Annotated in this window: 21 protein-coding genes and 1 pseudogene; 10 read left to right on the top strand and 12 right to left on the bottom strand. The window is 75.6% G+C overall.

Annotation, left to right across the window (positions count from 1 at the left end; genetic code table 11):
* Nucleotides 1-17 precede the first annotated feature (17 nt).
* Nucleotides 18-1,124, top strand: coding sequence for a serine hydrolase domain-containing protein (locus ACZ6EM_RS17305; protein ID WP_465772678.1), 1,107 nt, complete (start codon nucleotides 18-20; stop codon nucleotides 1,122-1,124).
* Nucleotides 1,125-1,198: 74 nt separating this feature from the next.
* Nucleotides 1,199-1,699, top strand: coding sequence for an NUDIX domain-containing protein (locus ACZ6EM_RS17310; RefSeq protein WP_401043316.1), 501 nt, complete (start codon nucleotides 1,199-1,201; stop codon nucleotides 1,697-1,699).
* A gap of 7 nt (nucleotides 1,700-1,706) precedes the next feature.
* On the opposite strand, the gene ACZ6EM_RS17315 is transcribed toward ACZ6EM_RS17310, so the two are convergent.
* From ACZ6EM_RS17315 to ACZ6EM_RS17325, 3 genes are all read right to left on the bottom strand, one after another.
* Nucleotides 1,707-2,357, bottom strand: coding sequence for a vitamin K epoxide reductase family protein (locus ACZ6EM_RS17315; protein WP_401043318.1), 651 nt, complete (start codon nucleotides 2,355-2,357; stop codon nucleotides 1,707-1,709).
* 93 nt (nucleotides 2,358-2,450) lie between these two features.
* On the bottom strand, nucleotides 2,451-3,263 hold the full coding sequence (locus ACZ6EM_RS17320) for a DsbA family protein (RefSeq protein WP_401043321.1): 813 nt from the start codon (nucleotides 3,261-3,263) through the stop codon (nucleotides 2,451-2,453).
* A 152-nt stretch (nucleotides 3,264-3,415) separates the two neighbouring features.
* On the bottom strand, nucleotides 3,416-4,090 hold the full coding sequence (locus ACZ6EM_RS17325) for a hypothetical protein (protein ID WP_359909048.1): 675 nt from the start codon (nucleotides 4,088-4,090) through the stop codon (nucleotides 3,416-3,418).
* Between the two features lie 219 nt (nucleotides 4,091-4,309).
* On the opposite strand from ACZ6EM_RS17325, the gene ACZ6EM_RS17330 reads away from it, so the two are divergent.
* Nucleotides 4,310-5,188: a CHAD domain-containing protein gene (locus tag ACZ6EM_RS17330; protein ID WP_401043324.1), complete on the top strand. Its 879-nt coding sequence runs from the start codon at nucleotides 4,310-4,312 to the stop codon at nucleotides 5,186-5,188.
* Nucleotides 5,189-5,299: 111 nt separating this feature from the next.
* Here the strand turns inward: ACZ6EM_RS17330 and ACZ6EM_RS17335 are convergent, their stop codons facing one another.
* Nucleotides 5,300-6,154, bottom strand: a complete 855-nt coding sequence (locus ACZ6EM_RS17335) for a helix-turn-helix domain-containing protein (protein ID WP_465772679.1) — start codon at nucleotides 6,152-6,154, stop codon at nucleotides 5,300-5,302.
* 118 nt (nucleotides 6,155-6,272) lie between these two features.
* Between ACZ6EM_RS17335 and ACZ6EM_RS17340 the strand changes: the two genes are divergently transcribed.
* Entirely contained in the window at nucleotides 6,273-7,046 is a 774-nt protein-coding gene (locus ACZ6EM_RS17340; protein ID WP_465772680.1) for an SDR family NAD(P)-dependent oxidoreductase, read from the top strand.
* An 81-nt stretch (nucleotides 7,047-7,127) separates the two neighbouring features.
* On the opposite strand, the gene ACZ6EM_RS17345 is transcribed toward ACZ6EM_RS17340, so the two are convergent.
* Nucleotides 7,128-7,928 (bottom strand): uracil-DNA glycosylase, encoded by an 801-nt coding sequence (locus ACZ6EM_RS17345; RefSeq protein ID WP_465772681.1) that lies wholly within the window; start codon nucleotides 7,926-7,928, stop codon nucleotides 7,128-7,130.
* 152 nt (nucleotides 7,929-8,080) lie between these two features.
* Here ACZ6EM_RS17345 and ACZ6EM_RS17350 point away from each other — a divergent pair, with 152 nt between their 5' ends.
* Nucleotides 8,081-9,088: a slipin family protein gene (locus ACZ6EM_RS17350; protein WP_465772716.1), complete on the top strand. Its 1,008-nt coding sequence runs from the start codon at nucleotides 8,081-8,083 to the stop codon at nucleotides 9,086-9,088.
* A gap of 80 nt (nucleotides 9,089-9,168) precedes the next feature.
* On the top strand, nucleotides 9,169-9,618 hold the full coding sequence (locus ACZ6EM_RS17355) for a CBS domain-containing protein (RefSeq protein WP_380544022.1): 450 nt from the start codon (nucleotides 9,169-9,171) through the stop codon (nucleotides 9,616-9,618).
* Between the two features lie 79 nt (nucleotides 9,619-9,697).
* Here the strand turns inward: ACZ6EM_RS17355 and ACZ6EM_RS17360 are convergent, their stop codons facing one another.
* From ACZ6EM_RS17360 to ACZ6EM_RS17370, 3 genes and pseudogenes are all read right to left on the bottom strand, one after another.
* Nucleotides 9,698-10,528 carry an SDR family NAD(P)-dependent oxidoreductase gene (locus tag ACZ6EM_RS17360; protein WP_465772682.1) on the bottom strand — a complete coding sequence of 277 codons (831 nt, stop codon included), beginning with the start codon at nucleotides 10,526-10,528 and terminating at the stop codon, nucleotides 9,698-9,700.
* Nucleotides 10,529-10,659: 131 nt separating this feature from the next.
* Nucleotides 10,660-10,784 (bottom strand): annotated as a pseudogene (locus tag ACZ6EM_RS17365) (thioesterase); the annotation flags it as partial.
* A gap of 30 nt (nucleotides 10,785-10,814) precedes the next feature.
* On the bottom strand, nucleotides 10,815-11,438 hold the full coding sequence (locus tag ACZ6EM_RS17370) for a TetR/AcrR family transcriptional regulator (RefSeq protein ID WP_465772683.1): 624 nt from the start codon (nucleotides 11,436-11,438) through the stop codon (nucleotides 10,815-10,817).
* A 74-nt stretch (nucleotides 11,439-11,512) separates the two neighbouring features.
* Here ACZ6EM_RS17370 and ACZ6EM_RS17375 point away from each other — a divergent pair, with 74 nt between their 5' ends.
* Nucleotides 11,513-12,016, top strand: a complete 504-nt coding sequence (locus ACZ6EM_RS17375; protein WP_465772684.1) for a DUF1453 domain-containing protein — start codon at nucleotides 11,513-11,515, stop codon at nucleotides 12,014-12,016.
* Nucleotides 12,017-12,058: 42 nt separating this feature from the next.
* On the top strand, nucleotides 12,059-12,601 hold the full coding sequence (locus tag ACZ6EM_RS17380; RefSeq protein ID WP_401044249.1) for a hypothetical protein: 543 nt from the start codon (nucleotides 12,059-12,061) through the stop codon (nucleotides 12,599-12,601).
* Between the two features lie 11 nt (nucleotides 12,602-12,612).
* On the opposite strand, the gene ACZ6EM_RS17385 is transcribed toward ACZ6EM_RS17380, so the two are convergent.
* Nucleotides 12,613-15,504, bottom strand: a complete 2,892-nt coding sequence (locus tag ACZ6EM_RS17385; RefSeq protein WP_465772685.1) for an FAD-binding and (Fe-S)-binding domain-containing protein — start codon at nucleotides 15,502-15,504, stop codon at nucleotides 12,613-12,615.
* Nucleotides 15,505-15,617: 113 nt separating this feature from the next.
* Between ACZ6EM_RS17385 and ACZ6EM_RS17390 the strand changes: the two genes are divergently transcribed.
* Nucleotides 15,618-16,244, top strand: a complete 627-nt coding sequence (locus ACZ6EM_RS17390; RefSeq protein WP_465772686.1) for a hypothetical protein — start codon at nucleotides 15,618-15,620, stop codon at nucleotides 16,242-16,244.
* Between the two features lie 6 nt (nucleotides 16,245-16,250).
* Here the strand turns inward: ACZ6EM_RS17390 and ACZ6EM_RS17395 are convergent, their stop codons facing one another.
* From ACZ6EM_RS17395 to ACZ6EM_RS17405, 3 genes are all read right to left on the bottom strand, one after another.
* Nucleotides 16,251-17,255, bottom strand: coding sequence for a glycosyltransferase family 2 protein (locus ACZ6EM_RS17395; protein ID WP_465772687.1), 1,005 nt, complete (start codon nucleotides 17,253-17,255; stop codon nucleotides 16,251-16,253).
* Nucleotides 17,256-17,474: 219 nt separating this feature from the next.
* Nucleotides 17,475-18,152: an aggregation-promoting factor C-terminal-like domain-containing protein gene (locus tag ACZ6EM_RS17400; protein WP_465772688.1), complete on the bottom strand. Its 678-nt coding sequence runs from the start codon at nucleotides 18,150-18,152 to the stop codon at nucleotides 17,475-17,477.
* A 533-nt stretch (nucleotides 18,153-18,685) separates the two neighbouring features.
* Nucleotides 18,686-19,519: an EI24 domain-containing protein gene (locus tag ACZ6EM_RS17405; RefSeq protein ID WP_465772689.1), complete on the bottom strand. Its 834-nt coding sequence runs from the start codon at nucleotides 19,517-19,519 to the stop codon at nucleotides 18,686-18,688.
* 140 nt (nucleotides 19,520-19,659) lie between these two features.
* Here ACZ6EM_RS17405 and ACZ6EM_RS17410 point away from each other — a divergent pair, with 140 nt between their 5' ends.
* The gene (locus ACZ6EM_RS17410) at nucleotides 19,660-20,448 is read left to right on the top strand and encodes a S1 family peptidase (protein ID WP_401055338.1); all 789 of its coding nucleotides are present in this window, start codon (nucleotides 19,660-19,662) and stop codon (nucleotides 20,446-20,448) included.
* Nucleotides 20,449-20,567: the final 119 nt, after the last annotated feature.

Consider the following 20,567-nt stretch of genomic DNA (forward strand, 5'->3'; position numbering starts at 1 on the left):
CCCGAAGGGGGAGACGGATGAGTCACCGAGTACCCGGAGCCGACCGGTTCCCCGACCGGGCCGCGCCCGGCGGGGAGCTGGACCGGCTGGTCGGGGACGGCGCGCGCACCGTCGGGGCGGGAGCCGTCTGGGCCGTCGGCGACGCCGGCGGCACACTCGGCGGCGGCAGCCACGGTGTGCTCGGGCAGGGGCCGTACGCGCGGCTGCGGCCCGGGCCCGACACGCTGTACGACCTCGCCAGCCTCACCAAGGTCGTCGCGCTCTGGCCCTGTGCGGGGGTGCTGCGGCAATCCGGGCGGCTCCCGCTGGACGAGCCGCTCGGCCGCTGGTGGCCACCGGCCGCCGGGCACCCCACCGGCGAGGTGACGGTCCGTCAACTCCTCGCCCACACCGCGGGGATGCTCCCGTACACCCGCTTCGAGCAGCTCTACGGACGCGACCCCGCGGCGATCCGGGCCGGGGTGCTCGCCGCCCCGCTGCACCGCCCTCCGGGCACGGCCGTCGAGTACACCGACCGCGCCGCCGTCCTGCTCGCCCACCTGGTCGAGGACCTCGGCGGCGCGCCGCTGGACGAGCTCGCCGCACGCTGGGTCTGGGGGCCGCGCGGCATGACCGACACCCGGTACGGCCCGCTCGACGGCGCGCTCGCCGCCCGCACCGCGCCCACCGAGTACGAGGCGGGCGCCGGCACCCACCTGTGCGGCGTCGTCCACGACCCCTCCGCCCGGCTGCTCGGCGGGGTCTCCGGCAACGCCGGGGCCTTCTCCACCGCCCGCGACCTGGCCCGCTTCCTCACCGCGCTGCTCGCCCCGCCGCCCGGGGCGCCCTGGGGCGAGCCGTGGATCGACGAATCGCTGCGCGAGCACACCGGCGGCCTCGCCCCCGCCCGCGGCCTGTCCTGGCTGCACGCTCCCGGCACCGACCCGGCCGAGGGCACCTTCGTCCACTACGGCTTCACCGGCACCGGCTTCTGGGTCTCCCGCAGGCTCGGCCGCTGGGCCCTGCTGCTCACCAACAAGGTGCACTACGACCGGGGGATCCAGCAGCTCACCGACCTGCGCAACGCCTTCCGGCGGGCCGTGTTCGGGCAGGCGTCCCCACCGGCACTCATTCGGGTGGATTAGGGGCCGACCGGCTTTCCCGGGGCCGCGATCGCGGCAGAGTGGCCGCGAGGACGGAACCCGCCGGAGGAGGCGCGATGACGGACACCTGGGCACTCTCGGAGGAGGAGTGGCTCGCCGGGATGGTGCGCGCCTACGTCGGCTGCAGCGTCCTGCTCACCGACGGAGCGGGCCGGGTCCTGCTGCTGAAGGCCAGCTACCGCGACCAGTGGCAGTTCCCCGGCGGCGGGATGGACCGGGGGGAGGGGCCCGCCGAGTGCGCGGCCCGCGAACTGTACGAGGAGACCGGGCTGTTGGCCGGGCCGCTGCGGCTGCTCGTCGTGGAGTGGCGCGACTCGATCCCCGACCAGGGCGAACACGCCCACCCCGCCGTGCAGTTCATGTTCGACGGCGGGACGGTCGCGGACGGCGCGGTGGTCCGGGCGCAGGCCGAGGAGGTCGCCGACCACGGCTGGTTCACCCCGGCCCGGGCGGCCGTCCTGCTGCAGCCCGGTGCGGCGCGCCGGCTCACCGCGGCCCTGGAGGCCCGGCGGACCGGCGCCGCCGCACTGCTGCACTCGGACGGGTACGTGGGGTGACGGACGGTCAGAGCAGCGTGCTCCAGTAGGACCAGAACCGGTTGAGGACCAGCAGCGCGATCACCGCCGCCCACAGCACCGGCAGCGCCCAGTGGTAGCGCGCCGCCTCCCGGACGACCACCCCCGACCGCGGGCCCGCCGGAATCACGCCCGTGCGCAGGTTGTGCAGCGTCGTGTACCAGAACAGCACCACCACCGTGGCCCACACCACCATGCAGTACGGGCACAGCGCGCCGATGTCGTACAGCGCCTGGAAGATCAGCCAGTGCGCGAACACCACGCCCAGCGCGGTGCCCGCGTTCAGGCCCAGCCAGAACCAGCGCCGGTACCCGGCACCGGCGAGCAGCCCCGCGCCGATCGCCGTCAGCGCGCCGAAGGCGGCCAGCCCGAGCAGCGGGTTCGGGAAGCCGAAGACCTCCGCCTGCTCGGTGCGCATCACCGAACCGCAGCTGATGATCGGGTTGATGTTGCAGCTGGGGACGTAGGAGGGGTTCTCCAGGATGCGGAGCTTGTCGAAGGTCAGGACGGCCGAGGCGGCCAGCCCGACCAGCCCGCCCAGGAACAGCAGGAGGGCGTAGGCCCGGCTCGCGCCGATCGGGGCCCGGGCGGCGGCGTCGGGGGCGGAGCGGGACGGGTGCACGGTGGTAGCGGCGGTCATGACAGCACACTCCGGTGGCTGGCTGGGAGGAGCCGGCCCGGCCGGGAGTTCGGCCGGGCCGGGTGGTGCCGTACGGTGCGGGGAGGGTGCGGCCTACTGGAGGCCGGCGGCCTGCTTCACCTGCGCGGCGAACTGCTCGGCCGGGACCACGGCGTTGCCGGCGAACAGGGTGATCTGCTTGCCGTCCACCTTGACGGTCGGAGTGCCGGTCACCCCGCTGCCGTTGAACGCGTCGGAGACCTTGGCCGCCCACGGGGCGTAGGTCTTGTCGGTCACCGCCTTCACGAAGGCGTCCGTCTTCAGCCCGGGCACCTGGCCGGCCAGGTTCAGGATGTGGTCGACGTCGCCGAAGCCGTCCTCGCGCTCGTCCGGCTGGTTGGCGTACAGCACGTCGTGGAACGCCTTGAACTGGTCCACGCCCTCGTTCAGCGCGGCGCCGGCCGCGGCCAGCGCGGTGCGCGAGCCCTTGCCGCCGAGGTTCTTGTCCAGGAACGCCGCCAGGTGGAACTCCACCTTGATCCGGCCGTCCTCGGTGAGCTTCTTGATGGTCTCGCCGTTGGCCGCCTCGAAGTGCTTGCAGACCGGGCAGCGGAAGTCCTCGTAGATCTCCATGGTGTGCGGGGCGTCGGCCTTGCCGTAGGTGATCACCGTGCCGTCCGGGCCGGAGGCGTTGGCGGGCACGACCAGCGGCGCCGACGCGGCGGCGGAGGACTTGTCGTTCTTGTCCGAGGCCGAGTTGATCGCGACGGCGACACCGCCCGCGAGGGCCAGCACGACGACCGCGGAGACCGTCACGACGATCCGCTGACGGCGCTTGGCGGCCTGCTGCTCGCGGCGCTGCGCCTCCTGGATCCGCTCACGGGCACTGATGCGCTTGGCCTGCTGCTTGCTGGGGGCCTGAGCCATGGGGAAGTCAACTCCTGTACGCGGCGCGCGGGTGCGCGCGGGAAGCCGCAGCTGCTGCGGCGGGGTCGGTGAACGCGGGAGTCGTGCGCACTGCCTGCGGGCGTACCGGGGCCGTCCGGCCGGGTACGGGGGTGATCAGGTCGGGACGGTGATCAGCAGGCAGGCGCGAAGGCGGGCGGGCCGCGCCGGGGCGCCGGGCTCAGCACCACGTCCTCGCGGCGCGGCCGGGCACGGTCCGACACCGGCAGCGGCACCCGCAGCACCGGACGCACCGGCGCGGGGAGCAGCAGGACGACCAGGGCGCGCAGCGGGCCGGCCAGCGACTGGCGCAGCGCGCACAGCGCCCGGGCCAGGCCGGACAGGGCGGCGTCGCCCATCCGCAGCCAGGCCGAGGCGGCGAGGGCGATCACCACGTGCACCAGCAGGAGCAGCAGCTGGGTCGCGGCGGGGGCCAACTGCCCGGCGTGGCCCAGCGGGCCGCTCAGCAGCGAGCCGTCGACCGACCCGCCGCCGCAGACCAGCAGGTTCACCCCGCGGGCGGGCACCTGACCGGCCAGCACCGGCGAACAGCCGGCCTGGCCCAGGTTGAACGTGGTGTTGAGCAGCAGCTCGACCGGCACCATCACGCCGGAGATGTGCAGCATCCGCCGTTCCCCGCCGGCCAGGACGGCCGCGACCAGGAAGACGACGGCACCGGCCGAGGCCACCAGCGACAGCGGCAGCGGGCGGCCCGTGATGACGACCTGGCCCAACGCGGCCATCGGCACGGCGAGCGCGGTGAACACCGCGGCCCGCAGGGCCCTGGTCGCACGGGAGGAGGTCGTCACGCTCCGGAGTATGTCATGGCGCTCGCATCCGGCACGAGGGCCCGTAGGTCCCTGTTCCGGCTGACGCGCGATCAGTAGCCTGCGGGGTTCGACAGCGGGCTCGACAGCGGGCCCGGCCGCCCGCGGGGTCGCCCGCCCGGCTGCCGCGCGGTCGACAGCGGCCCGACGCGGATTAGCCTGGAAGGCGTTCCCGCTGACCCGACGAGGGGGCGAGCGTCCATGGCGAGACCCGACACCACGGTGGGGCAGGTGCTGCTGGCCCGCCTGGAGACGCAGGCGGCAGTGCTGGCCGGCCTGGACGACGCCGTCCGGGCGGACGAGCCGGACGCCGTGCACCGGATGCGGGTCGCCTGCCGGCGGCTGCGCAGCGCCCTGCAGACCTTCCGGCGGCTGGTCGCCCCCGGAGCGGCCGACGAGCTGGTCGCGGAGCTGCGCTGGCTCGGCGGCGTCCTGGGCAGGGCGCGGGACCGCGAGGTGCTGGCCGAACGGCTGGCCGCCGAGGCCCGCGAGCTGCCCGCCGGGTGCGGCCCGCAGCGGGTCGCCGCAGCGCTGGACCGGTGGGGCGAGGCCGAGTACCGGGCCATCTGGCCCGAGGTGGTCGCCGCCCTGGACAGCCCCCGTCGCCGGGCGCTCGGCGAGGCTCTCGCCGGCTTCCTCGCGGACCCGCCGCTGCGCCGGCGTGCCGCCCGCAGCGCCGTCCCGGAGCTCTCCCGCATCGCCGCCCGCGAGCAGCGGCGTACGGCCGGGCGGGTCGGGGCGGCCCTTGCCGCCGCCCCCGACGAGCGGACCCGCGCGCTCCACGAGGCCCGCAAGGCGGCCAAGCGCGCCCGCTACGCCGGTGAGGCCGCCGCCCCGGCGGCCGGCGCCCGGGCCGAGCGCTACGCGAAGCGGATGAAGGCCGTCCAGGAGGTGCTGGGCGAGCACCAGGACGCCGTGGTGGCCGCGACCGCTCTCGCGACCCATGCGGTCACCGGTGGCGAGCCGTTCGGGTACGGCGCCCTGTACGGGCGTCAGCTGGCGTCGGCCGAGGCCGCCCGGCGGCGGCTGCCGGACGTCTGGCGGCGGGCGGGCAAGCGGAAGCTGGCCCGGTTCGGGTAGGGCGTGTCCCGCGGATCTCCGCCGGGTGCGCGAAGACCCGCAGGACGCGCCCCGGGGCCGCCGACCGCGCGCCACCGACCGGGCCGCGGTCGCCTGCGGTGCGCGCGGCGGCTACCCCGGGGCGGTGGCGGTCCGGGGCCGGTCCCCGCCGGCCGCCGCGAAGGCGTGCCGGGTGGGGCTGTCGGGCGGGGCGAGGAAGGCGAAGAGGTGGCGGCCGTCCTCGGGGAGGGGCAGGACGGTGTAGTCGAGGACGGTGGCGGCGAGGGCCGGGTGGCGGACGTGGAGGCGGCCGGGGCGGGGCGGGGCGGCGCGGTGGTGGTCCCAGAGCTCGGCGAAGACGGGGCTGTCGGCCGACAGCCGGTGGACCAGGGCGAGCAGGGCGCGGTCGCGGGGACGGTCGGCGTGCTGGGCGCGCAGTGAGGCGACCAGGTCGGCGCCGATCGAGCCCTCGGCGGCCGTGTTGCCCTGCGAGCGGTCCCGGTACGGGCAGCAGAACACCTGCCAGAGCAGGTTGCGTTCACGGGCCGGTCGTCGTTCCGGCCCGGCCAGCAGCAGGGCGGCGGGCCGGTTCCAGGCCAGCAGGTCGAAGGTGGGGCCGGTGACGAAGGCGGGCGCGGCGTCCAGGGTGTCCAGCAGGGCGAGGGTGGTCGGAGGGAGCGCCGGGGCTTCGGCGGGCGGCGGGGCCGGGCGGTGCGGGCGGGCGGCCAGCCGGTGCAGGTAGCCGCGCTCGGCGGCGGTCAGTTGCAGGGCCTCGGCGAGGCCGTCGAGGACCGGGCCGGTGGGCACCCGTTGGCGGCCCTGTTCCAGGCGGGCGTAGTAGTCGGCCGAGATCCCGGCGCGGGCGGCGACCTCCTCGCGGCGCAGACCGGGGGTACGGCGGCGTCCGGAGGCGGGCAGGCCGGCGTCGGCGGGCGCGAGTCGGGCGCGGCGGGCGCGGAGGAAGGCGCCCAGCGGGGTCTCGGGCATGCGCGTCAGGCTGTCACAGCTCGCCCGGGACAGCCAGGACCTGGCTGTCCCAGGAAGCCGGTTCCCGGGGAGCGTCCGGCCGCTGGTGGGCCGGCGGGCACGGCGGCAGGCTCGCCGCATGGGACTTCTCGACGACAAGGTCACGATCGTCACCGGCGCCGGGCGGGGCATCGGCGCGGCCGCCGCCCGGCTGTTCGCCCGGGAGGGCGCGCTGCTGGTGCTCGCCGCCCGCTCCGGCACCGAGGTGGAGGAGCTGGCCACCGAGCTGCGCGCCACCGGGGCCGAGGCGGTGGCGGTCGCCGCCGATCTGACCACGGCCGCCGGTGCGCAGCGGACGGTGGACACCGCGCTGGAGGCCTTCGGCCGGCTGGACGCGGCCTTCGACAACGCGGGCAACGGCCTGCCGCCGGCCCCGCTCACCGAGCGTTCGGAGTCGGAGTGGGACGACACCCACGCGCTCAACCTGCGCGGCACCTGGCTCTGTCTGCGGGCCCAGCTGCGGGCGATGACGGAGGCCGGGCGCGGTGGCGCGGTGGTGATCAACTCCGGTGTGGGGGCGCTGGTCGGGGGCTTCGGCGACGGCGCCCAGCAGGCCGCCAAGCACGGCCTGAGCGGTCTGGTGAAGGCGGCCACCGCCGATCACGCCCGGCACGGCATCAGGGTCAACGCCGTTGCGCCCGGGGTGGTGCGCACGCCGGGCACCGAGCCGTTCTTCGGGTCCGGGCCGGAGTTCGCCGCGCTGGTGGAGCGCTCCACGCCGCTGGGCCGGCCGGGTACGGACGAGGAGGTGGCGCAGGCGGCCGCCTGGCTGCTGAGCGACCGGGCCTCGTACGTCGCGGGCGTGACGCTGCCGGTGGACGGCGGGATCATGGCCACCCGGCGGTTCGACTGACCGGCCCGCGCCGGGAGCGGTTGCCCGCGGGCCGTGCCGGCGGGGCCGTGCGAGCGAGGCCGCCGGCGGGCGGGGGTCGAGCTACCGGGGGTCGAGCCCCGCCGAGCGGGCCGCCTCGCGCAGCAGGTCCCGGAGCATCGCGGTGGTCAGCCGGCCGGTGTTCGTGTTGCGCGGGCTCACGTGGTAGCAGCCGTACATCCGCAGGTCCGGGCCGCCGTCGCGGGCCGGGAAGACGGCCAGGGCGGCGTGGCCGAAGGCCGGGCGGGGGCGGGGGACCCGCCAGCCGGCGTCCGCGATCACCGGCAGCATCGCCTGCCAGGCGAAGCCGCCGAGGGCGACGACGGTGCGCACGGTGGGGCGCATCAGCTCCAGCTCCCGGGTGATCCAGGGCCGGCAGGTGTCGCGTTCGGCCGTGCTGGGCTTGTTGTCCGGCGGGGCGCAGCGGACCGGGTCGGTGATCCGGACGCCGGACAGCTCCAGGCCGTCGCCGTGGCGGACGGACTCGGGGCGGTTGGCGAGCCCGAGTTCGTACAGGGTGGCGTAGAGCAGGTCGCCGGAGGGGTCGCCGGTGAAGATCCGGCCGGTGCGGTTGGCGCCGTGGGCGGCGGGGGCGAGGCCGACCAGGACGAGCGGGGCGTCCGGCGGCCCGAAGCCCGGGACGGGGCGGGCCCAGTAGTCCCAGTCCCGGTAGGCGCGGCGCTTGGTCCGGGCGGCCTCCTCGCGCCACCGGACCAGGCGCGGGCAGGCCCGGCAGCCGGTGACGACGCGGTCCAGCGCGGCGAGCCCGCCGGCCCGGCCGGCCGCCTCGGCGGGATGGCGGGGGTCGTCGGGGTCGCCGGCGGGGTCGTCGGCGGGCGAGGAGGACGCGGCCACGGTCGGCATGGCCAGGATCCTAGAGGCTCCGGGACGTTCGCTCCGGCGTGGACCGGGCAGGCGTAGCGTGGAATCAGTTGCTCCCGGCGGTCCCCGGCCGGTTATGGCCGGCGGAGGCCGGACACGCCGGTGCGCGCGCAGGCCGCGAGGAGGCCGCCATGATCGTCGATGCGGTGCTGGGGGCCCTCGGAGCACTGGCCGGGCTGGGGGCGATCTGGGCGAGCCTGAGCATCAGGGTCGTCCAGCAGTTCCAGAAGGGCGTGGTGTTCCGCTTCGGGAAGGTGCGCGACGAGGTGCGCGATCCCGGGCTGGTGGCGCTGATGCCGATCGCGGACCGGCTGCGCAAGGTGAACGTGCAGATCGTGACGATGCCGATCCCGGCGCAGGAGGGCATCACCCGGGACAACGTGACCGTGCGGGTGGACGCGGTGGTCTACTTCCGGGTGGAGGACCCGGTGAAGGCCACCGTCAACGTGCAGGACTACAACTTCGCGATCTCCCAGGTCGCGCAGACCTCGCTGCGCTCGATCATCGGCAAGAGCGAGCTGGACGACCTGCTGGCCAACCGGGAACCGATCAACCAGGGGCTGGAGTTGATGATCGACAGTCCGGCCCTGGGCTGGGGCATCGAGATCGATCGGGTGGAGATCAAGGACGTCGCGCTGCCGGAGTCGATGAAGCGCTCGATCGCCCGGCAGGCGGAGGCCGAGCGGGAGCGGCGGGCCCGGATCATCACGGCGGACGGCGAGTACCAGGCCTCGGAGCGGCTGTCGGACGCCGCGGCGGTGATGAGCAAGACCCCGGCCGCGCTCCAACTGCGGCTGTTGCAGACCGTGGTGGAGGTGGCCGCGGAGAAGAACTCGACGCTGGTGCTGCCCTTCCCGGTGGAGCTGCTGCGCTTCCTGGACAGCGCGACGGAGGTCCAGCAGCGGAACCTGCTGACGGCTGCCGCGGTCGCGGCCGGGGCGAAGGCCGTGGAGGAGGCGGTGGAGAGCGGCGAGGTGTCGGAGGAGGAGCTCGAACCGGAGCAGCCCCGGCACGAACCCCCGCCCCTGGAGGAGGTGCTGGAGAAGTCGCCGCTGGTCGGTCCGGAGTCGCCGGACGGCCGGGCCGGGCAGGGCGACGGGGCCGGGCAGGGCGGCCATACGGGCCCGGCCGGGGACGGCTGAGCGCGCCGGCCCCGGTGGCGTCGGCCACCGGCCCGGACCACGATGGACGGGGGAAGGGAAGCCAGGCCAGGAGGCGGACCATGACCATAGCCAGCGACATCATGCACCCGGGCGCCGAGTGCATCGGCGAGCACGAGACGCTCGCGGCCGCCGCCCGGATCATGCGGGAACGCCATGTGGGCGCCCTGCCCATCTGCGGGCCGGGCGACAAGCTGCTGGGGATCGTGACCGACCGCGACATCGTGCTGCGCTGCGTCGCCGAGGGCCGTGACCCGGCGTCGGTGACGGCGGGCGAGCTGGCGCAGGGGCGCCCGATGACGGTGGAGGCGGACGAGGACTGCGAACAGGTGCTGCGGGTGATGGAGCAGTACCAGGTGCGTCGGCTGCCGGTGATCAACCACCCCGAGCACAAGCTGGTCGGCATGATCAGCGAGGCGGACATCGCGCGCGGTCTGCCGCGGGCGCGGGTCGCCGAGTTCGTCTCGGCGGTCTGCGCGGAGCAGGAGCCCGTGGGGGCCGCCCAGGGCTGACACCGCCGAGCGCCTGCGGGCGCTCGGCGGTGTCAGCCCCCGTGAACGCCGGTGAGGGGCGGGGCCGCGGTCGGGCCGGTCAGACGGCCGGGGCGGTGGGGCCGTGCGCCTCCACCGAGAGCCGGGCCCATGCGTCCCAGGTGGTGAGCCGGTCGGCGTAGGCCTGCCGCACCATGGGGTGGCCCTGGGTGCCGAAGAACACCCGCAGCGGCGGCTGATCGGCGTCGACGAGCCGCAGCAGGGCCCGGCCGGCCGCGGCCGGGTCGCCGACGTCGAGCGCCGCGGCCTGACCGGCGAAGGCGGCGCGCAGTCCGTCGTACCGGGGGTCGGCCTCGGCGCGCACGGCGGAGGCGATCGCGTCGGTGGCGTAGCTGCCGGGCTCGACGACGGTCACCGTGACGCCGAACCCGGCGACCTCCTGGGCGAGCGCCTCGCTCAGGCCCTCCAGGGCCCACTTGGAGGCGCAGTACCCGCCGCCGAGCGGGAACGCGGCGACGCCGGCGACCGAGGAGATCTGGACGATGTGCCCGGAGCCCTGGGCGCGCAGCAGCGGCAGCACGGCTTGGACGACCCGCAGCGGGCCGAACAGATTGGTGTCCAGCTGGTCGCGCAGCTGCCGCTCGGAGAGTTCCTCGACGGCTCCGGACAGGCCGTAGCCGGCGTTGTTGACGACGACGTCGAGCCGGCCGAAGTGCTGGTGGGCCCGCAGGACGGCGCGGTGCACGGCCGCCCGGTCGGTGACGTCCAGCGGGAGCGGGAGCACCGCGTCCCCGAGGGCGGCGACCACTTCGGCGAGCCGGCCGGTGTCCCGGGCGGTCGCGGCCACCCGGTCGCCGCGGGACAGGGCCGCCTCGACGAAGGCGCGGCCGAGGCCGCGGGACGAACCGGTGACGAACCAGACCTTGCTCATGACTTCCGCTCCACTCTGTCCGAGGACCTGGTGACATCAAGACACCGTTGGGCGGGCCGGTGTGACATCCGGGTGCGGAATCCTGGTGCCGGTCGGTCGGCCCAGGGCGTGGACGGCGGTGGCGTGGGCGGCGCGATCACGCAGGCCGTGTCGGCGGCGGCCATCAGACCGGGCCGGACAGCGCGCCCCCCTCGCGGGCGAGCCGGTCGGACCAGGGCAGCCGCAGGACGGCGTGCCGCTCGCCGGCCTCGACGGTCGACATTGTGCCGGGGGTGTTGGCGCGGTGTCAGGAGGCCGGAGCGGCCAGGGTGTCGAGGTGGCGGCGCAGCACCGCGCGCAGCTCGTCCGGGCCGACCAGGTCGGGGTGCTGGACGGCCTGGAGGGTGAGGCCGTCCAGCAGGGCGGAGAGCCGGCGGGTCTCGACGCCGAGGTCGAGGCCGGGGGCCAGGCCGCCGGAGCGCTCGGACTCGGTGAGGACGCGGCGGACCAGGTCGTCGAGTCCGGCCCGCATCTCGGCGGCGCGGGGTCGCAGGTCGGGCCGGGTCCGGGCGGCGGTGACGAAGGAGAGCCAGAGCGCGGACTCCTCCCGGCGTCCGGCGTCCAGCGGGAGGGTCTCGGCGAGCAGCCGGACGGTCCGTTCGCGCCGGTCGGTGCCGGCGGTGGCCGGGTCGAGCAGGACGGCGGCGTGGGTCCGGATGCGGGCCTCGATCCGGTGGGCCAGCTCGCCCATCGCGAAGATCATCAGCTCCGAGCCGCCGGCGAAGTAGTGCCGTACCGAGCCGATGGCCAGGCCGGCCTCCTCGGCGACGTTGCGCAGGGAGGCGTGCTCCAGCCCTTCCCGGGCCGCGACGCGCAGGACGGCGTCGGCGACGGCCTGGCGGCGCTCGGCGGGGTCGACGATCTTCGGCATGTTGCCGTTATAGCACGGGCGAGCTAAATTGCTGATTTAGCACGGTCGAGCTACAAAACTTCGGGGGAGTGGAAATGGACAACTGGGTGTACGTGGGGCTGGTCGCCGCCGTGGTCGTGGTGGTGGTGATCAGGCGGCTGCGCGGCGAGCCGCTCAACGCCCGGGACCTCTTCGCGGCGCCGGTGATCCTCACCGGCCTCGGCGCTTGGGCGCTCGCCCAGCGGCACGGCCTCGGCGCGGCCGACTACGGGTGGATCGCGGCGGGTGCCGCGCTCGGCCTCGCGCTGGGGGCGGTGCGCGGCGCCACCATCCAGGTCTACGAGCGGGAGGGCGTGCTGTGGCAACGCTACACCGGGCGGACCTTCCTGGTCGCGGCGCTCTCGCTCGCGGTGATGGCCTGTTTCGCCGCGCTCGCCGGGTACGTCGGCCTGGCCCCGGACGCCAGGCCGGTCCAGCTGTCGATCGGCGTGGGCTTCCTGGGGGAGGCCCTGGTGGTGGGCTGGCGCGGGGTCTCCTCGGGCACTCCGTTCGCGCCCGAGCAGCGGGGTTCGGGTCCCCTCGATCGGCTCCGCCGGTAACTTTGGTTGTCAGGGCGGGATTCGGTAACTAAGGTTGTCGGCATGACGATCGCGGAGATCACCCATGAGGAACAGACCGAGCTGGCCAAGGCCCTTCTCGACGCCCTCGGCCCCCTTGCTGCCGCCGTGCGCGCCCGCGCGACCGGCCTGCCCGCGGAGCGGATGTGGGACGCCGAGCCGGTCGAGGCCGCCCTCTCGGTGCTGTCCGCCTGGAAGCTGGTGGACGCCGAGGTCAAGCGGCTCACCGCGGGCGCGGCCGCCACCGCGGGCTCCTACGGCGCCGGGTACGAACAGCTCGGCGCCGCCTGGGGCATCACCCGGCAGGGTGCCCGGAAGAAGTGGCCGGAGGCCGTCGGTCGTCCGGTGGCGCGCCCGGGATCGCTTCGACTGTTCGGCGGAACAGTCGAGTTGATCGAGGACGCGGCCGCCGGCGGCTGGCGCTGGACGGCCACCGGCGCCGACGGCACGACCGGCGGGGCCGCCGTCGGCCACCGGACCCGGGAGGAGGCCGCGGCGCACGGCGGGGCCTTCCTCGCGGCGCACGCACCCGGCAAGGAGCCGCAGGACGCGCCGGGGCGTGTCTGACGACGCCCTCGTCACCTCGCGGACCGCAGCTCCCGGGCGATCAGCTCCGCCAGGTGCAGGGCCTGCCGCCCGTCGGCGAGTTGGGCGATCTGGGTGCGGCAGCTGAAGCCGTCCGCGAGGACCACCGTCCGGGGCCCGGCGGCCCGCACCTCGGGCAGCAGCACCCGCTCCGCGATGGCCTCGGACACCTTGAAGTGGCCCCGCGTGAAGCCGAAGTCGCCCGCCAGGCCGCAGCAGCCGGAGTCCAGGACCCGGTTGTTCAGGCCGAGCCGGGCCTCCACCCGGCGGTCGGCGGTGCTGCCGAGCACCGCGTGCTGGTGGCAGTGCGTCTGGGTGAGGGCGTCCAGCGGGATCCGGGGGAGCGGGGCTTCCGGGGCGTACTCGTCGAGGAACTCGGCGAAGGTGCGGGTGCGGTCGGCGAGCGGGCGGCCCGGTGCGCCGAGCAGCCGGGGCAGGTCCTCGCGCAGCGTCGCGGTGCAGCTGGGGTCCAGGCCGACCACGGGGGTGTCGGCCTGGATCCCGGCTCCCGTCAGCGCCCGCAGACTGCGCCGCAACACCCGGCGGGCGGTTCCGAGTTGGCCGGTGGAGTACCAGGTGAGGCCGCAGCAGACCGGTCCTGCGGGCAGTCGGACGTCGAAGCCCAGGTGCTCCAGCACCTCGACGGCCGAGCGCGGCACGTTCGGCTGGAGGTGGTCGGAGAAGGTGTCCGGCCACAGCAGCACCGGCCGGGCGCCCGCCGGGGCCGGGTGGGCGGCGCGGTGCCGCCGGTACCAGGCGGTGAAGGTCTCCGGCGGGAGGACGGGCAGCACCCGGCGCGGGTCGATCCCGCCGAGCCGCTTGATCAGCCCGCCGGCCCGGGAGCGGGCGAGCGTGTTGGCGGCCCCGGGCGCGAGCGCGGCGGCCCGCAGCCAGAGCGGCAGCCAGCCCATCGAGTAGTGCGCGAGCGGGCGCGGCCGGTGCCGGTAGTGCTGGTACAGGAACTCGGACTTGTAGGTCGCCATGTCGACGTGGACCGGGCAGTCGCTCGCGCAGCCCTTGCAGCTCAGGCAGAGGTCCAGCGCCTCCCGGACCTCCTCCGAACGCCAGCCGTCCGGGACGGCGTCCCCGCGCAGCATCTCGGCGAGCAGCCGGGCCCGCCCCCGGGTGGAGTGCCGCTCCTCGCCGGTGGCCAGGTAGCTCGGGCACATCACCCCGCTGCCCGGGGCCACGCACTTGGCGACGCCCACGCAGCGGTGCACCGCCTTGACCAGGCTGCCGCCGTCCTGTTCGTACGGGAGGGCCAGCGGCAGCGTGCGGCGCGGGGCCGTGACGAAGCGCAGGTCGGCGTCGAGCGGGCGGGGATCGACCAGGGCGCCCGGGTTGAGCAGGTTCTCCGGGTCCCAGATCCGCTTGAACTCGCCGAAGAGGCCGATGATTTCGGGCGGGTACATGCGCGGCAGCAGCTCCGAGCGGGCCTGGCCGTCGCCGTGCTCGCCGGAGAGCGAACCACCGTACGAGACCGCCAGATCGGCCGCCTGCTCCAGGAACTCCCGGAAGACCAGCACCCCTTGGGGTTCGTCCAGCGGGAAGTCGATCCGCAGGTGCACGCAGCCGTCGCCGAAGTGCCCGTACGGGACGCCGCGCAGGCTGTGCCGGCGCAGCAGGGCGCGCAGGTCCCGCAGGTAGTCGCCGAGCCGCTCGGGCGGGACGGCGGAGTCCTCCCAGCCGGGCCAGGCCTCGCCGCCCCCGGGCAGCCGGGTGACGATTCCCGCACCGGCCTCCCGGACGGCCCACAGCTGGCGCTGCTCGACCGGGTCGGTGACCAGGGCGACGGAGGCCGAGCGCTCGCGGCGCACCGCGTCGCCCAGCCGGCGGGCGGCCTGGTAGGCGGCCAACGGGGTGTCGCCGCCGGTCTCCAGGAACAGCCAGCACTCGCCGGCGGGCAGCCGGTCCAGTGCGGGCGGGCGCGGGCCGGCGGCGAGCAGCGCGGCGATCAGGTCGGCCGCCATGCCCTCGGCGGTCAGCGGACCGTACGGGAGCAGTGCCGGGACGGCGTCGGCGGCGGCGCCCTCGTCGGGGTAGCCGGCCACCACCAGGGCCCGCGCGGGCGGGTCCTCGACCAGGCGGACGGTGGCGCCGAGCAGCAGTGCGCAGGTGCCCTCGGTGCCGGTGAGCGCCCGGGCCAGGTCGTGGCCGTGCTCGGGCAGCAGCGCGTCCAGCGGGTAGCCGGAGGTGCGGCGGGGCAGTTGCGGCATGCCCTGCCGGATGACGGCGAGGTTGCGGTCGGTGAACTCCTGCAGCTCGGTGTGGAGTTCGCCGACCCGCCCGGGCCGTGCGGCGAGCGCGGCGCGCTCCGCGGCGGTGAGCCGCCCGCCGACGGTCAGCTCGGTGCCGTCCGCGAGCAGCAGCTCCAGCCGTTCGACGTTGTCGGCGGTGCGCCCCCAGGCCAGCGAGTGCGAGCCGCAGGAGTCGTTGCCGATCATGCCGCCGAGGGTGCAGCGGCTGTGCGTGGACGGGTCGGGGCCGAAGCGCAGCCCGTGGGGCCGGGCGGCGCGCTGGAGGTCGTCCAGCACGGTGCCGGGCTGGACGCGCGCGGTGCGGGCCCGCGGGTCGAGCTCCAGCACCGCGCCGAGGTGGCGGCGGAAGTCCAGCACCACCGCCCCCGGGCCGATCGCCTGCCCGCCGATGCTGGTCCCGGCCCCGCGCGCCACCACCGGCACCCGGTGCTCGCGGCAGAGCGCCAGCGCGGTGCGCACGTCGTCGAGGTCGGCGGGCTTGACCACGCCGAGCGGCAACTGCCGGTAGTTGGAGGCGTCCTGACTGTAGACGGTGCGTTCGGCGGCGCCGAAGCGGACCTCGCCGCGCAGCACGGCGGACAGCGCGCGGGCCAGCTCGGCCCCGGGGGCGGCGGACGGACGGCTCACCAGGGACCTCCCAGGAGTACGGCTCCGCCGATGATCGCAGCCGTACCGCCGCACCGGTACCGGGCACGACGGGGGTACCGCCGACAGGGTGTCCTGTGGCACGCTCGGCGGTCATGATCGAAGAATCCGCGGCCGCGGACCCGGCCGGCCCCGACGCCTACCTCGCCCGCCTCCCGATCGGCGAGCCGCTGCCCTTCCCGGCGGACGGCGCGCCCTCCTGGGAGATCTTCCCGTACGAGGGCGAGCTGACCGTCCGGGAACTCCGGGCGCCGGAGCTGCCCGAACCGCCCCGGAACGGCGAGGACGGCCCGGAGAGCTGCCCGGACTGCGCCCGGCCGGACACCGACTTCCTGTGGACGGACGAGCACTGGCGGCTCGGCACCACCGAGGAGCCGGACGGACTGCCCGCCACGCTGCTCCTGTGGCCGCGCGCCCACCATGACCTGCTGGACCTGCCGGCCGAACTCTCCGCGGGGCTGGGCCCGATGCTCCAGCGGGTGGAGCGGGCCGTACGGTCGCTCGGCGGCATCGGCCGGGTCCATGTGAACCGCTGGGGCGACGGTTCCGCGCACCTGCACCTGTGGCTGCTCGCCCGGCCCGAGGGGATGTCGCAGCTGCGCGGCTCGACCCTGCCGCTGTGGATGGACGTGCTGCCGCCGATGCCCGCCGGGGTCCGGGCCGAGCGGGCCCGCCGGATCGCCGCCGCGATGGCCGCCGAGGGCGGCGTGGCCCACGTCTGAGCGGGGTCACTTCCGCCCGGTGAGCGTGCCCCGCGCGATGTGGGAGAGCTTGGCCACCTCGAAGGCCGGGTAGGCGCCGCCCGCCAGCAGCGAGAACTTGATCCCCTCGCGGCCGCCCGGCCGGCGGTGGCCGGGCGGCTGGAAGCGGCGGTGGTGCTCGGCGGCGCGGTGGAAGAACTGGGGCCGCTCGGCACGGGTGACGCAGCCGGCCAGGTCGAAGACGAACAGGTAGTGCCGGATCATCCGGACGAACAGCGCGTCGCGCACCGCGTACAGGTGCGGCTGCTCCTCCAGCAGGGCGAAGCTGCGCTCGTACTGCTCGAACAGGTCGAAGACGCTGCTGCCCGGGCCGCCCGCCGGGTGGACGGTCTCCCGGCGGCGCAGCTGCACGCACTCGCGTGCCAGCACGGCGGCCTTCCGGGCGCCGAGCAGCGCGGCGTGCGCGACCGGGACCTCCTCGTAGCGGCCGGGCGGGAAGGCCAGGCCCAGTTCGGCCCAGTGGCCGCGGCGGATCAGCCGGTCCCAGATCAGCGGTGGCGCGCCGAACAGGGCGGGCCGGTCGAAGGGGGCGAACGGTTCGGGGCCGGCCTCGGCGAGCAGGGCCTCGGCCCCGCCCGGCCAGTCCCGGTCCTGGTGCCGGCGGGAGTGGCCGAACAGCAGCACGTCCACCGGGCCGGTCTGCCGGAGCCGGTCGGCGAGCGTCCGGAGCGCGTCCCGGGGCAGCAGGTGGTCGGCGTCCAGGAACAGCAGGTACTCGCCGCTCGCCCGTGCCGCGCCCGCGTTCCGGGCGGCCCCGACCCCGACCGCCGCGGTCAGGTGCAGCACCGACACCCGCGGGTGTCGGGCCGCGTACGCGTCGGCGAGCCCGCCGGCCGTCCCGGGGGACCGGTCGGCGACGACGATCACCTCGACGTCGGCCAGGGACTGTGCGAGCAGCGAGTCCAGGCAGTCGGCGAGCTGTTCGTGCTGGTCGTAGGCGGGGAGCACGACGCTGATCAGGGGTGAGGGCATGACGCCGGAGCGTAAGAGGGCCTGCGGACCGTGGCAAAGGTCTGACGGTCCGTAATTCCGATCAATCAGTGGCAAATCGTACGAGTGCGCGCCATATCTTCACGCCGCCTTCCGGACGCGTCCACGCCCGTACCGGCTCCCGGCCTGCGGGAACGTGCGCCGGGGGCCCGCGGCGCGGGGTGCGTCACGGGCCCGGGGGAGCCGAACCGGTGGTCCGGCCTAGTACCAGTGGTGGGCCTGCCAGAACGACCAGGCGGCGCAGGGGCTGCCGTAGCGGGTGTTCATGTAGTTCAGGCCCCACTTGATCTGGGTGGCCGGGTTGGTGCGCCAGTCGGCGCCCGCGGAGGCCATCTTGGAGCCGGGCAGGGCCTGGACCAGGCCGTAGGCGCCGGAGGAGGCGTTGACCGCGAGCGGGTTCCAGCTGCTCTCGCGGAACACGATGTTGCTGAAGCACTGGAGCTGGCCGGCGGGGACGATCTGCGCGGCGATCTGCTGCGGGGTGCCGGAGTAGGCGGCCGGGGCGCTGGTGAGGTTCTGTCGCTCCTGGGAGCGGGAGGCGGCGGCCTCGGCGTCGGCCTTGGCCTTGGCGTCCGCCTGGGCCTGCGCCTCGGCCTGGGTCTGGGCCTGGGCGGCGGCGTCCGCCGCGGCCTTGGCCTGGGCCTCCTGGGCCTCCTGGGCGGCCTGGGCGGCCTGTTCGGCGGCAGCAGCAGTGGCGGCGGCGTCGGCCCGGCCCTGGTCGGCGACCGGCTCGCTGTCCACCGAGACGGCGGCCACGGGGGCGGCCTCGGTCGCGTTCCCGGCCTGCGGGATGGCGAGGGCGGCGGTGGCGGCGCTCGCGACCACGAGGGTGGCGACACCGGTGATCAGGGAGTTGCGGCGGGCATGGCTGAGCTGCATGGGGCGGGCGATCCTTCTCCGTCGGGGGCCGTGCCGGTGGCACCGGGGGCGGGGCGTCGCACGGGCTCCGGGCGGGCGGGGCTCGTGCGGCCGCCCTGGGCGGCCGTGGCGCCCCGGCGGGGGCGGGCGGGCCGTGCGGCGGCGGCGGTGGTCGGCTGCGCTGCCTGGCGACGGGCCATTCTTGGCAGGGTCGAGGACGGGTGGCAAAGGCGTTCGCTACTACGCGGCATCGTGGTTGCGGGGCGGCCGCGACAGGCTTCAATGATGGCTTTGGTGGTATTTGTCCGAATTGCACACCTGAGGTGGAGGCCGGGTCGGCGGCGACGGATCGCAGGGGCGGCAGCCGTGGTGGCCTGTGTTCTTCAGGCGGGGCGGGGTCGTGGGCGGCCCGGTCCGGGTGCCTCGGCGGCGCCGGGCGGGGCGTTCGAGGGGGCCCGTCCACTATCGGGGATCGTGGATGGCGATCCCCCTGTGGGCGGGCTCACGCGCGGGCGGGGACGAGGTCGGCGCAGCGTGACCGGCCGGTGACGGCCTCAGGGGGTCGCGTACGGGTTGCCCGGAACGGGCCGCGCGGTGGTGGTGGGGAAGTCGGGGGCCGGGTCCGGCCGCTCCTCCTCCTCCTCCTCCGGTGCGGTCGGGACGAGGTCGCGGGCCAGCAGGGTGGCCCCGGCGACGGCCCCCGGCATGGCGAACACCGTGACCAGCGGCACCAGGAAGGCCAGCACCAGCGGCGTGCCGAAGCCCAGTGCCAGCCCGAGCCGGGCGCGCAGCAGTCGGATCCGCTCCGGCTGCGGCACCCGGCGCCGCTGCAGGGCGACGGCCGTCAGCTCGACGGTCAGGAAGAAGCCGGACACCAGGAAGCCGAGCGCCGGGACCACCGTCTGCCCGACCAGCGGGATGAATCCGCAGGCGAACAGCGCCACGCCGAACGCGGCCACCCGCACCAGCACGTACACGCTGTCGCGCACCGCGATCAGCAGCTCCCGCCAGAGCGCGGTGTCCGGCGGGGTGGGCGCGCCGCCCTCGGTCTCGTCGACCGCGGCGCAGAGCGCCTCGTAGAAGGGCTGTCCGACCAGCAGGGTGACGGCGGTGAAGGTGAGCAGGGAGAACAGCAGGCCGCCGCCGAAGACGACCGCCGCGAGCGCGTCGCGCAGCAGGCCCCGCCAGGGAGTGCCCCAGTGGTCGGCGAACGGGGTGGCCCAGTCCGCGAGGTCCCGGGACCAGGCGCCGAGGAAGGCGAGCGCGACGACGTAGCCGACCAGCGCGAGCAGGGCCGGCAGCATGCCGAAGCCCCACCAGCGGCCGTGCCGGCCCACCCACTTCTGGCCCTCGACCAGGTACTTCATCCCCGCCGCAAGATCTCGCATGGGCGATCACCTTAGGGCTTCCGCACCCGGAACCGCGCATTGCCGTGTTCCTGCCAGTTCTGACCGGCAAGGGTCGCCCCCTCCTGCCGCGCCGCCCGCCGGGCCACTCTCGGTCTTCCCCCACCTGCAAGGAGGATCTGATGAAGCGTCAATTCGGCAGAGTCGTCGGCCTGCTGGCCGGCCTGGTGCTCGGCGCCGGCATGCTCGTGCTGCCCGCCGCCGCCTCGCCCGCGCCGTCGCCGAGCGTGGTCGGCGGCACGCGGGCGACGCAGGGCGAGTTCCCGTTCATGGTGCGGCTCTCGATGGGCTGCGGCGGCGCGCTGTACACCTCGCAGATCGTGCTCACCGCCGCCCACTGCGTCGACGGCACCGGTGCCGACAGCAGCATCACCGTCACCGCGGGAGCGGTCGACCTGAACAGCGGCAGCGCGATCAAGGTCCGCTCCTCGTACGTGTACCAGTCGCCCTCCTTCACCGGCGCCGAGAACGGCGACGACTGGGCGCTGATCAAGCTGGCCTCGCCGATGAACAGCAGCCTGGTCAGCACCCTGCCGATCGCCACCTCCACCGCCTACGACACGGGCACCTTCACCATCATGGGGTGGGGTGCCGCGCGCGAGGGCGGCGGCCAGCAGCGGTACCTGCTCAAGGCCACCGTGCCGTTCGTCGACGACGCCACCTGCGCCCGCGCCTATCCGGGGCTGAACGCCGCCGGCTCGCTCTGCGCGGGCTACGTCGCCCAGGGCGGCGTCGACACCTGCCAGGGTGACTCCGGCGGGCCGATGGTCCGCAAGGACGCGGCGGGCCGCTGGGTCCAGGTCGGCATCGTCAGCTGGGGCAACGGCTGCGCCCGCGCGGGCTACCCGGGCGTCTACAGCCAGGTGAGCACGTACGCGGCCGACATCGCCGCGGCGGCGGCCGGCCTCTGAGCCCACCCGCCGGGCCCGGTCCGACCGGTGCGGCAGGGCCGGCCACCACTCCCGCAGGTGGTGGCCGGTCCTGCTGTTCCATGGCGGACCGGGCGCCGCCGCGCTCGGGCAGGCGCCGC

The organism is Kitasatospora sp. NPDC041917, from assembly GCF_055589745.1.